Genomic DNA, 12,214 nt, shown 5'->3' with positions numbered 1-12,214 from the left:
AGGTTGCAGCTTTTAGCTTACAGGCGGGCGGTTCCGGGCGATCGAAAATTAATTGAGAAAAGTGCTTGCTAAATTCTGTATGTGTCTGCTAAGATAGTAAAGCGCGAAAAAACAAGCCGGGATAGCTCAGTTGGTAGAGCAGTGGACTGAAAATCCACGTGTCACGAGTTCAAGTCTCGTTCCTGGCATCGCAAAGCCCTCACAAAGTTGAGGGCTTTTTTTTGTTTAGGCACTTGCTCCTCGGAGAATCCAGATCTTTCTGCCTTTTTTCTAATTAACACTCATAGTGTGTAGATTTAAAGCGTTTTTTCAAGTTAACACTCATAGTGTGTAGATGTGAAACACTTATAAGCTTTATATTTTGGGCGTGACAGAAAATTATCAGCTTAAAATATTTGGCGAACAGGTTCGGAAATTGAGAAAAGCTAGGGGGCTAAGCCAAGAGGAGTTAGCTGAACTAGCAGAACTGCATCGAAATTACATTGGCGGCATAGAACGTGGCGAGAGAAATGTCGCTCTTCTGAATATTGTGCGTCTAGCTAAAGCTTTGGAAGTACCGCTAAGCAAATTGTTGGAGGGGATAGAGTAAATGACTTCACCTTATGCGGGGCTTGCCACAGAAGATTGGGCAGTAAAAACGCGGGAACTGATAGAGATACATCCACTTAGCCCCAACGAAATATATGAAGTAGTAATTCAAGTCTGGCGAGAAATATTTGAATCTAATCTAACCAGCAAAAACTATAAAATAGGTGTAGATTTATTTCCCCGCCCCCAAATTATGGGATACTTTTTGCACGAACTCATCCCATTAGAATTGGCTAGGCGATACCCAGAAATTTGGCGCCGCGAAGAAAATGCTACTGAAAAAGATCTGGTCTGTCTCCTAGATGATTGCTTCTCGATCGAGATTAAAACTTCTTCAAGTAATCGTAATACATATGGAAATCGCAGTTCTACTCAACTAAGCACTACTGGTATAGAAGGAAAGAAGAATAAATCGGGCTATTATCTTGTTGTTAATTTCCAGAAATTCAACCAAAAAATTCAAGGCTCACAACTACCGCAGATTAATTTAGTCAGATTTGGATGGTTAGACCGAGAAGATTGGCAAGGTCAAGTCGCTGCAACCGGGCAACAAGCGAAATTAAGTCCTGCTGTTGAACGTTATAAATTGCTGCAATTTACCAAATTTAGAATAAAGATAACTGTGCTTCTCTGAGTTCCTTGTCCATCAAAAAATCATCTATTCTACTAGCGGCAATCTCACAGTAATCAGCCCTAATTTCAAATCCAATAACTTGACGCTGCAAACCCAGAGCCACAATTGCTGTAGTCCCGGAACCCATAAACGGATCTAAAACAATGTCGTTTAAATTCGATGCCCACTTGATGATGCGATCGACAACAGTAACAGGAAATTGAGCGGGTGAGGCGTGCGTTCTTTTGAAGCTCGATTTTTCCCCGACGTAACTTTTGGGAACTGCCAAACATCCGTCGGATTTTTGCCTTTTAAGTTTACTTTAATCTTGCCGTTCTTTTTCTGATTCGGATATTTCACATTTGGATCGCGCACTTCATCCAAATTAAATGTATACTTATCTGGATTTTTTACATACCAGAGAAACTTTTCATTGGGTGAAAAGAACTTGCTGCCCGCAACTCCCGCGCCGTAGTTCCAGACAACTTCTTGAATCAGATAAAAAGGAACTTTGTCCCAAAGCAGGTAGGAAATCGGAATTTCTTTTGCCCGATCGCGAATTGACAAATAACCTAAATTCAGCCAAAACGCTCCTCGATCGATCGTTACCCGGTAAACCTCCGCTATCCACTTCTGGCACCAGTTTAAATACTCGTCTAACACCAAGGATTTTTCGTACTCTTTGCCGATGTTATAAGGCTGGCTGGTAACGGTTAAATCTACAAATTGATCCGGCAGCAGCTTCAATGCTTCCAAACAATCCATGTTATAAATTAGGCAATTAGGAGCTTGGAAGTACGGTTTACCTAAAAGTTTCGCGATCTCAGTCAAGCTCATGAAATATTGGGGAGAGATTTTGTTGACAAGATGCAATAATTATAGTAAGTGAGTTGAGAAAAATTGTCAAACTCATCTGGACTGGGAATCGCCCTGTCGGAAACAAAAGGTTACAATCACAAATACATTCTATTTCCATAACATTACTGTTTATAGCTTGAACTCCTCAGTGACAAATAACAACACCTCAACTCAATCCTTTCAATTTGACTCAATTGACAGCGCCCTCGTAGACCTCAAAGCAGGTCGCATGGTGGTAGTAGTCGATGACGAAAATCGCGAAAACGAAGGCGACGTGATTTGTGCCGCCCAATTCGCCACCCCCGACAACATCAATTTTATGGCCGTGAACGCGCGGGGTTTGATTTGCCTAGCATTGAGTGGCGAAAGGCTCGATCGCCTGGAACTGCCCCTCATGGTCAGCAAAAACACTGACAACAACCAAACTGCCTTCACTGTCAGCATCGATGCAGTCAACGGCGTCAGTACCGGTATCTCGGCCGAAGACCGGGCGCGCACCATCCAAGTAGCCATCCACCCGGACACCAAACCTCAAGACTTGCGCCGTCCCGGTCACATTTTCCCCCTGCGGGCGATCGACGGTGGCGTCCTCAAGCGCGCCGGCCACACCGAAGCCTCGGTTGACCTCGCCAGACTCGCCGGCCTGTATCCCAGCGGCGTCATCTGCGAAATTCAAAACCCCGACGGTTCGATGGCGAGGTTGCCCGAATTAATCGAGTACGCCAAAACCCACAACCTCAAAATAATCAGTATTGCCGACTTAATTAGCTACCGACTCAAGCACGATCGATTTGTCCGCCGCGAAACAGTCGCCAAATTGCCCACTCAATTCGGCGATTTTATGATTTACGCCTACCGCGACACTCAAGACAATTCAGAACACGTTGCTATTGTCAAGGGCGATCCGGCAGAATTTAAAGACAAACCCGTGATGGTTCGGGTGCATTCCGAATGCCTGACCGGCGATGCTTTGGGTTCCTTGCGCTGCGACTGCCGGATGCAACTGCAAGCGGCACTGAAAATGATCGAAAATGTCGGTTCTGGCGTCATCGTTTACTTGCGCCAAGAAGGTCGAGGTATTGGATTGGTAAATAAACTAAAAGCTTACTCGCTGCAAGACTTGGGATTGGATACTGTAGAAGCCAACGAACGGTTGGGATTTCCCGCCGACTTGCGGAACTACGGCGTCGGAGCCCAAATGCTCAACGATTTGGGAGTTAAAAAAATTCGGTTGATTACCAACAACCCGCGCAAAATTGCCGGTTTGAAAGGTTACGGGATTGAAGTAGCCGATCGCGTCCCCTTACTAATTGAAGCCACAGATTACAACTCGATCTATCTGGCAACAAAAGCCGAAAAACTCGGTCATATGCTGCTGCAAACTTATTTAGTAACAGTGGCGATTCAGTGGAAAGAAACGAAGGAAGAAGGTAGAAGCCAGAAAGCAGAAGGAAAAGAGGAAGATTCTGCAATCCAAAATCGGTACGAACACCTTGAGAAACTGCGGCATTTGGTAGCAAGTCGCGATTTACTGCTGCAAGAAGAAGCGCGGCCGGTGGGAATAGCCCTGTTCGGAGAAAGTTCGCTCATCGTTCACCTCGGCTTCGACCAAGCCGGACTCGCAGCCCCCGATTGGTACAAAGATCCAAACCATCCTTACGTCAGGGCGATCGGTCAAATTCTCGGTCAAATCAGCACTGAGCCGAATTTGCAAACATTAGAATTCATGGTTTCCTCCGGTGGAGATCCGCTCAAAACCCTGCAAGTCCAGCTCGATCGCGAGACATTCCTGTTGTCGGAATTAACCGGAATTTGCGATCGGCTCGAACCTCAAAAAATCTACAGTTTTGCTCCTCTTCCCTGAAGGCAGAAGGTAGAAGCCAACCCCCCCTACCCTAGCAGGGGGGAAGGCAGAAGCCAAGAAAAACTGTGAATTTCAGAATAATACTTGTTGATACCAGCATCTTCCTTTCGTCAGAAAGCAGCCACCAATAAAAACAGTGAATAACAATGTTAATTGCAGTCTAAAAAATCGATGTAGCGAACATTTGAGAGAGCATCGTAGATGCAAAATTATATTATTAAATAGTATTAATAGTCATCAAAGCATTCAAGAAGATTTTTAGTTAATGTTAATTTTTTTAGACATTGATGGTGTACTTATTCCTGACATAAGAAATGAAACATTGAGTTTGCAAACAAATATAATGAAATTCACTTCAGCTTGCCTTAATCACTTTGAAAAGGTTCTTCGTTCCTATCCTAATGTGCAAGTAGTAATTTCATCATCCTGGCGTGAAATATTCCCCTTCGAGGTAATCCCGCCATTATTTTCCCCAGATATCGCTATCCGTATTATCGGATTCACCCCTTTTCTCAACCCCAAAAATATTCATCAACACAAATATTTACGACACCAGGAAGTTCTTGAGTATCTTCGACAAAATCAAGCAGAAAACTCACCTTGGGTAGCCATTGACGATATTCCAGAACACTATCCGCCAGATGCGCCAGTTGTGGCTATTGATGATTACAATGGTTTTGACCAGAACTCAGCAAAGATACTTTCAGAATATCTAACTTGATTTCAAAGGTTAGGAAAAAAGTATCGGAATAGAGAGGGTAAATTTGACATGGAAATGAACGTTGGTGACTTTCTGCACCGACTCGATCTCAGGGGACAAGCACTTAAAGGCACCAACCTCGGCGGTGCGGAACTCCGGGGAGCCAACCTCCGAGGCACGGATCTCCGAGAAACCAACCTCAGCGGCGCTATGCTCAGGTATGCAGACCTGATTGAAGCCGACCTCACCGGCGCCAATCTCAGCGGGGCGGATTTAGCTGAATCATTTCTCAATTTAGCTAACCTCACTAGAGCTGATTTGACTGGTGCTGTCCTCCGAGAAGCTAATCTCGTAGGAGCCGAATTCACGGGCGCCAACCTCAAACAAGCAAGTTTGATCAAGGCTAATTTAGTAGGAGCAAATCTCCACGAAGCCAACTTAACCAGAGCCAACCTCAGCGGAGCGGATTTACGCGGTTCTCAGTTGAGCGGCGCCATTTTAGACAAGGCCGTATACAACAACCGGACTATCTTTCCCGAAGATATTGATCCGGGTGCAATGGGAGCATTTTTGCTAGCTCCCAATGCTTCGCTCCCTGGCTTAAATCTGGCTATGGTAGATTTGACCGAAGCCGATTTAAAAGGAGCCGATTTGCGGCGGACAAACTTATACAAAGCTATTTTATTTGGTGCAAAACTTGATCGGGCAAACTTAGCAGGAGCCAACCTCAGCGCAGCGGACTTGAGGGAAGCTAGTTTGAGCGGCACGATTTTGGAGAAAGCTGTTTACAGCAACAAGACTTTGTTTTCAGAAGGCATTGACCCCGCTCTGGGCGGAGCTTATTTAATTGCTCCCAATGTATCGCTGCAAGGGGTAAATTTAACCGGAGCCGACTTAAACGGATCAGATTTAAGCGGAGCTAATTTGAGCGGTTCTAACTTAACTTCGGTCAATCTCAAAAATGTAGACCTCAGCAGAGCTAGCTTAAAAAAAGCTTACCTCAAAGGTGCAAACTTGGAGCAAACAGATTTGAGAGGAGCCGATTTAAGCGGCGCAATTTTACACCAAGTAAACTTGAGTTCTGCTGACCTCCGGGGTGTAGACTTAACAAGGGCTGACCTCAGCGGCGCTAATTTAAGGGATGCCGATTTGAGGGACACAGATTTCACGGGAGCTACTTTGCTGTTCGCTAACTTGAGCGGGGCAGACTTGAGAGGTGTAGACTTGACAAAAGCTGACCTCAGCGGCGCTAAGTTAACCGAAGCTGACCTCCGAAAAGCAGATTTGATGAGAGTAAATTTGGAGGGAGCAGATTTAAGTGAGGCAGACTTGAGCGATGCTCATTTATTTCGAGTTAATCTCAGAGGTGCTAACCTGAAAGGTACTAACCTCAAAGGCGCAAGTTTAAAAGGGGTATTTTTGACCGACGCTTATTTGAGCGAAACGGATTTGACCGATATAGATCTGAGTCCGAGTTTTTTTGAATTGCCGCTAGAATCGGAATGGTAATTAGTTGACTGTTAACAATCGAAAATCAACAATCAAAAATCGCCCATCGAAAATTGCTCGATTATTAACAATCTAAAATCTAAAATCTAAAATCTAAAATGGATCGACCGTTAGGCTCTGTTATTCAAGGCTCCCTGAGCAAGGGATTAGAAGTGCGACTGCACGCCGATGTTTCGGTGGAAGATATGAGGGTGGGGAAATTTCTAGTAGTGCGGGGGGTGCGATCGCACTTTTTCTGTATGCTCACCGACGTGTCTCTCGGAACATCCAGCGCTCGCATTTTATCTAATCCTCCCAACCCCAACGACGATTTCCTCCTAGCAGTGCTAGCCGGTAGCAGCACCTACGGTACGATCGAACTGTCGCCGATGTTGATGTTGACTGCAGAACGAGAAAAACAGCAGGCAATTTTCGACCCGACGAAAAACGGCGGAGTTCGCGAGAACAAGTTGGCGTTAGGAAATTTGGCTTCTTTTGAGTCACAAACGGGTGCGGATATTGAGTTGCTGCCTGTCAAAACTATTCCCAGCCACTTTTCCCAGGTGTTTGATGCCAAAGAAACTGATTTTCGGGCAGTTTTTGGCTGGGAAGATGACCCGTATCGCCGCAATTTTGCGATCGGCAAACCGATTGACATGGACGTTGCTGTGTGCTTGGATTTAGACAGATTTGTGGAACGCAGCAACGGGGTTTTTGGCAAGTCGGGAACGGGAAAATCTTTTCTGACTCGCTTGCTTCTATCGGGAATTATTCGCAAGCAAGCTGCTGTTAATTTAATTTTCGATATGCACTCGGAGTACGGGTGGGAAGCAGTTTCGGAAGGGAAACAGTTCAGCACTGTTAAAGGTTTGCGGCAGTTGTTTCCCGATAAAATGCAGATTTATACCCTTGATCCAGAATCGACAAAACGCCGGGGAGTCCGCGACGCTCAAGAGTTGTTTTTGAGTTTCGATCAAATTGAAGTGGAAGACATCGCGCTGGTGCAGCGGGAGTTAAATTTGTCGGAAGCTAGTATCGAAAATGCGATTATTTTGCGAAATGAGTTGGGAAGTGGTTGGATAAACAAGTTGCTGGAAATGACCAACGAAGATATCCAAATGTTTTGCGAAGAAAAGCGGGGAAATAAGTCTTCGATTATGGCTTTGCAGCGCAAATTAGAGCGTTTAAACGATTTGAAGTATATTCGCAAACGCTGCCCTAAAAATTATGTAACTGAAGTTTTGCAGTGTTTGGACAGTGGGAAGAATGTAGTAATTGAGTTCGGTTCGCACTCGGATTTGCTGTCCTATATGTTGGCTGCAAACGTGATTACTCGCCGCATTCACCAAGCTTATGTACGGAAAGCTGAGAAGTTTTTGCAAAGTAAAAATCCGTGCGATCGCCCGCAGCCATTGGTGATTACCATAGAGGAAGCTCACCGCTTTCTCGATCCGGCGATCGTGCGATCGACTATTTTCGGTACAATTGCCAGAGAAATGCGAAAATACTTTGTCACCCTGCTGATTGTAGACCAGCGCCCCTCCGGCATCGATGCTGAAGTCATGTCGCAAGTAGGCACCCGGATCACAGCTTTGCTAAACGATGATAAAGACATCGATGCTATTTTTACCGGCGTTTCGGGAGGGCAGAGTTTGCGTTCAGTTTTGGCAAAACTCGACTCCAAACAGCAAGCATTAGTTTTGGGGCACGCCGTACCGATGCCCGTAGTCGTGCAAACTCGCCCCTATGACGAGCAATTCTACAGAGAAATTGGGGATATTGACTGGCAAGAAATGCCGGATGAACAAGTATTTGCCGAGGCAGAATCTGCTAAAATGGATTTGGGGTTTTAACAACAGATTAAACCCTTATAAAATCCCTTTTTATCAGCGTTCATCTGCGTGCATCTGCCGTCAAATAATCTAATTCCTATGTTTTAATAATTAATTCAACGCGGCGGTTTTTCTCTCTCCCCACCGGGTTGTCTGAGCCGTCTAAATTATTATTAGGAGAAATCGGTTTAGTTTTGCCGTACCCTTTGGTTTGCATTCGGGTATTCTGCACCTTGAAAACGTTGATAAAATAATATTTTACCGCTGCGGCTCGCTTCTGGGAAAGTTCTAGATTATAGGCATTTTCTCCTTTGTTGTCGGTGTGTCCGTTGATGAATATTTGGGCGTTTTTGTAATGTCTCAGCAGCAGATTTATCTTGGTGAGAGTGGGTTTAGCTTGGGCGCGGACGTTATATTTATCAAAATCAAATAAAATAGTTTCTGGCACATTAATTCTGATGCCTTCAGGTACTTTTTCGGCGTTCAACTCTGTTTCAATGTTTTTGACAGTCTCGGTTGTTATTTGAGTTGGTAGCTGCTCCTCTGTCGCAGTTTGATTAGCGGTGATATTCTCAATTTTTACTGTAGTCTGAGCAATAATTTCAACTTTTACTGTAGTAGGAGTAATTGGTATTACTTCTAAGGTTGTAACTGCTGTTGATTCTGATTCAACAGTATCGACTTTTGCGGATTTACTGGCAGCCAACTGAGAGGATGAGGTCGCGAAAAGCAATAATGAGATTATGGTAGTATTAATCAGTCTAAGTAGCTTTGTCATTTCTCAATTACCTCTTAATTGGAATATTGTTGAATAGGGTAATAGAGCTACCCTCATATATAGTGGAATATAGATCCAAAGAATCGGCTTTCGGTTGTAACCAACCTACGAATACAAACTGCCCTTTGAGCGTAGTGCCTGGTTTAATCATAATTTGGGTATTATTGGAGGGAGGTAATAAATTATATCGTTGCCCATAGTTGTCGTAGAGATACATACCATCTTTACCATTAAGCATTACAACTTCCTTGCTACCATTTGTAATCGCCATAGTCACTATAATGCTATCTTCACCAAAGGTAATTTTTGTCAGCCGTCTCCATAGTTGTTGATTGATAACGCGCAGGTCGTAAGTTTGTGCAGGTGGCAGAGAGTTTGTAGGTTTTTGGGCAACCTCTAAACTCGTTTGAGTCGGAATTGGTGGGGAAATTTGAGTTTTTTGTCCTATTGGTGTTTGAGTAGGGGGTGAAATAGGTGGAGTCTGAATTGGCGTAGGAGTTAGGGTATTGGGTGCGGGCGATGCGGCGGGTTCTTGTGCTATTGGTGTTTGAGAAGGAGGTGAAATGGATGGAGTTTGAATTGGCGTAGGAGTTGAGGTATTGGGTGCGGGCGACGCGGCGGGTGCTTGTGCCAATGGGTTCTGCACACAGGCGACACACACCAGCGATAGTAATGCTAATTGTGGGAAATTTTTAGCTTTCATTGCAGCACCCGATCGAGCTTTTGTGCTAATCTTAATATAGAGTGGTAGCTTTTGTTGCGGCTTTAATCTAGCCTTGAGAATTAGATGAGCTACAAAGTGCGATCGCCCTTAAAATCTCTTTAACTAGAAATTGCGATCGAACGTCCAAAAAATTAGGCCCCAACTTTCAGTCAGAAGCTTTTCCCCTTTCACCCCCTCACCCCTCATCCCTAACTGCCCAAAATTTGCATAAGCTTAAAGATGATGGAGATGATGGAGCCTAGTGACACAATGAAAGTCAAACAGGGCAACAGCCAGCCTTTATACACCTTGTCGTTACTCGCAGCAGAATTGGCTTAGCATATTTAAATAAAAATGTCAATAAATATTTTAAACAGTTACTCGCATCTAATACGGCGATCGAGTTCGGTTATCTCGCATCCCACCATCTAGGCAGCGAGAAAATTTCAAGCGATGATAGAACAGAGAGCAAAACAAAGCCCTCGAATTGCATGAGTCTGTTTGCATGAGTATTGTGAAGTTGAGTTGCAGTTAAAACTAACAGGGAATTCAAAACCTTAAGGAAAAATGTAGAATCTTGACCTTAAGACAGAGGTTTTTAGCCTTTACGATCCTCAAAATTGGGAATAGTATTGAGAAAACTAAACTCTTGCTTCACTTCGCCTTAAACTAGCCGTTAAAGCTAGCGAGCTACCGAAAATCGACGGCGATTACTGGAAATCAAGCACAAAAGTAATCCCAAACAAAAAGCTTCTACCGATCGTCACCGATAAACAATAGGGGAAACATCCCCTTTGTCGCAGTCTTTATCCCACTTGCAAAAGTGGGACAGGGTATCACCAACTTTTTATCTGTTGTTACAAGGAGTGCAATACTCACCCATGTCCACCACAACCCCCAAAAACAAAACAGTGAAAGCCGATCGCATGGGCAGCCGGCCATACTCCTCAACGGATACGGTTCGTACCTATCTGCACGAGATCGGTCGCGTACCCCTGCTAACCCGAGAAGAAGAAATTGTTTTCGGGAAGCAGGTGCAGCAAATGATGAAATTAATCGAAGCAAAACAAGCACTTGCTAAAGAATGGCAGCGGGATCTGACGGATCAAGAGTGGGCTGCCGAAATGGAGTTGACCGAACCTGAACTTAGCCGCATCTTACACATAGGGCGGCGGGCAAAGCAAAAAATGATTGAAGCCAATTTGCGGCTAGTAGTGGCGATCGCCAAAAAATACCAGAAACGCAATATGGAATTCTTGGATTTAATTCAAGAAGGCACCCTCGGTTTAGAACGAGGAGTCGAAAAATTTGACCCGATGCGGGGATACAAATTTTCCACATACGCCTACTGGTGGATTCGGCAAGCAATTACCCGCGCGATCGCCCAACACGCCCGCACAATTCGATTGCCAATTCACATCACCGAAAAACTCAACAAAATCAAAAAAGTGCAGCGGGAACTCACGCAGCAGTTGGGCCGGTCTCCCTCCCCCGGAGAAATTGCCGCCGCTTTGGAACTGCACCCTTCCCAAATTCGGGAATACCTGCTGATGGCAAGACATCCAGTTTCTTTGGACTTGCGGGTAGGAGACAACCAAGATACCGAACTGCAAGAACTCTTAGAAGACGAAACGGCATCTCCAGACAACTACATTACCTCGGAATTACTGCGGCAAGACCTCAATACTTTGATATCAGAACTTACCCCCCAGCAGCGAGATGTAATAATTCTGCGCTTCGGTTTGGAAGACGGCACAGAAATGTCTCTGGCGAAAGTCGGAGAACGGTTAAATCTCAGCCGGGAACGGGTGCGGCAGCTAGAACATCAAGCCCTGGCCCACCTGCGGCGCCGTCAATCTCAAGTCCGAGAATACTTGGCTAGTTAGTCACTAAAAAAGTTGAGATTTCCCAAAATCTCAACTTTTTTTTGTGTTGCCGCTGCTGGGAAGGATACTTTTATTTGAGTGGTCGATCGCGCGATCGGAGGCGACGCAAAATTTGTCAAAACTAATCTTATATTTAAGTTCAGGAACCAGGCGGGCGATCGTTCATTCAAGTTAATAGCCAACATTAAGCCAAATACCCGGTTTCTCTGCGATCTTTTTGAAACTGGTACAAGAGGCGCTGGGAAACAGCTATTTTAAATTTTGGGGTCTGGAGTGGTTTTGACTTATTTGATATTGACAGGAAGTTTAGAAGCGATCGCGATCGTGCTTGCTCTGTGGCCCGGTAACTTCAGCATCGCATTCCCCGCACACCGATCACACGACTCGGACATCAAATCCGGCGTTTTAAGCTCGCAATCCCCGCCAAATCCTGGGCCAGATACAGCTAGCACAGGTTTAGGAGATGGCATTTATCTCTACGGTCAGTCGAGCCAGCCAGACGAACTTAAACAAGAATATTTTGTATTTGAAATGCGACAGAGTAAGGTAGTAGGCGCTTTTTACCTGCCTCGGTCTGCTTTTTACTGTTTTTACGGCACAAGCGATCGAACTCAGTTAAATTTAACAGTAGTGGACAGTTACGACGGCAGTCGCTCTCCCTACTCGGTAAACCTGGAACAGTATTACCCAATTCCCACCATCAGCGAGAACGATCGGCGCATCTTGGGTATTTGCAAAGAATCTCACAAACAGCAGGTGTGGGAAAAGTAGGAAACACGCGCTGCGCCACCAGTCAATCGATTTTAGATTTTAGAATTGAACAAAGCAACCCCACTGATACATCGGGGACCCCCAGATCAAATTGCTTTCGGTCAGGGTTCAGGAAACAGTAGTAAAATTGCTC

At 44.9% G+C, this 12,214-nt stretch carries 10 protein-coding genes, 1 tRNA gene and 1 pseudogene; 9 read left to right on the top strand and 3 right to left on the bottom strand.

Going from position 1 to position 12,214, the window contains the following annotated elements; translation table 11 throughout:
• Positions 1-115 precede the first annotated feature (115 nt).
• From QUA74_RS00500 to QUA74_RS00490, 3 genes are all read left to right on the top strand, one after another.
• Positions 116-188: transfer RNA gene (locus QUA74_RS00500), tRNA-Phe, on the top strand.
• Positions 189-367: 179 nt separating this feature from the next.
• Entirely contained in the window at positions 368-589 is a 222-nt protein-coding gene (locus QUA74_RS00495) for a helix-turn-helix domain-containing protein (RefSeq protein WP_190662642.1), read from the top strand.
• Positions 590-1,222, top strand: a complete 633-nt coding sequence (locus QUA74_RS00490) for a ScaI family restriction endonuclease (RefSeq protein ID WP_333323971.1) — start codon at positions 590-592, stop codon at positions 1,220-1,222. It abuts the gene before it with no gap.
• Here QUA74_RS00490 and QUA74_RS00485 read toward each other — a convergent pair.
• A pseudogene (locus QUA74_RS00485) lies at positions 1,194-1,966 on the bottom strand (DNA-methyltransferase). The gene QUA74_RS00490 and the pseudogene QUA74_RS00485 sit on opposite strands and share 29 nt — an antisense overlap.
• Before the next feature lie 241 nt (positions 1,967-2,207).
• Between QUA74_RS00485 and ribBA the strand changes: the two are divergent.
• The 4 genes from ribBA to QUA74_RS00465 all read left to right on the top strand — a co-directional run bounded on the left by ribBA (position 2,208) and on the right by QUA74_RS00465 (position 7,964).
• Positions 2,208-3,923, top strand: coding sequence for a bifunctional 3,4-dihydroxy-2-butanone-4-phosphate synthase/GTP cyclohydrolase II (gene ribBA, locus QUA74_RS00480; RefSeq protein ID WP_333323967.1), 1,716 nt, complete (start codon positions 2,208-2,210; stop codon positions 3,921-3,923).
• A gap of 265 nt (positions 3,924-4,188) precedes the next feature.
• Positions 4,189-4,644 (top strand): HAD domain-containing protein, encoded by a 456-nt coding sequence (locus QUA74_RS00475; RefSeq protein ID WP_333323965.1) that lies wholly within the window; start codon positions 4,189-4,191, stop codon positions 4,642-4,644.
• Positions 4,645-4,692: 48 nt separating this feature from the next.
• Entirely contained in the window at positions 4,693-6,132 is a 1,440-nt protein-coding gene (locus QUA74_RS00470; protein WP_333323963.1) for a pentapeptide repeat-containing protein, read from the top strand.
• A 98-nt stretch (positions 6,133-6,230) separates the two neighbouring features.
• Positions 6,231-7,964, top strand: coding sequence for an ATP-binding protein (locus tag QUA74_RS00465; RefSeq protein ID WP_333323961.1), 1,734 nt, complete (start codon positions 6,231-6,233; stop codon positions 7,962-7,964).
• Between the two features lie 76 nt (positions 7,965-8,040).
• Here QUA74_RS00465 and QUA74_RS00460 read toward each other — a convergent pair whose 3' ends face one another.
• Both QUA74_RS00460 and QUA74_RS00455 read right to left on the bottom strand, forming a co-directional pair.
• Positions 8,041-8,721: an OmpA family protein gene (locus QUA74_RS00460; protein WP_333323959.1), complete on the bottom strand. Its 681-nt coding sequence runs from the start codon at positions 8,719-8,721 to the stop codon at positions 8,041-8,043.
• Between the two features lie 7 nt (positions 8,722-8,728).
• Positions 8,729-9,424 carry a hypothetical protein gene (locus QUA74_RS00455; RefSeq protein ID WP_333323957.1) on the bottom strand — a complete coding sequence of 232 codons (696 nt, stop codon included), beginning with the start codon at positions 9,422-9,424 and terminating at the stop codon, positions 8,729-8,731.
• A gap of 881 nt (positions 9,425-10,305) precedes the next feature.
• On the opposite strand from QUA74_RS00455, the gene QUA74_RS00450 reads away from it, so the two are divergent.
• Together QUA74_RS00450 and QUA74_RS00445 are read left to right on the top strand one after the other, a co-directional pair.
• A complete protein-coding gene (locus QUA74_RS00450; protein ID WP_333323955.1) occupies positions 10,306-11,310 on the top strand; it encodes an RNA polymerase sigma factor, RpoD/SigA family in 1,005 nt (334 codons plus the stop codon).
• A gap of 273 nt (positions 11,311-11,583) precedes the next feature.
• A complete protein-coding gene (locus QUA74_RS00445; protein ID WP_333323953.1) occupies positions 11,584-12,081 on the top strand; it encodes a hypothetical protein in 498 nt (165 codons plus the stop codon).
• The last annotated feature ends 133 nt before the right edge of the window (positions 12,082-12,214 follow it).

Origin of the sequence: Microcoleus sp. LAD1_D3 (assembly GCF_036702135.1) — a bacterium.
In the GTDB taxonomy this organism is placed as follows: domain Bacteria; phylum Cyanobacteriota; class Cyanobacteriia; order Cyanobacteriales; family Microcoleaceae; genus Microcoleus.
Note: the sequence above shows the minus strand (reverse complement) of the source record. Positions and strands in the feature narration are given on the sequence as shown.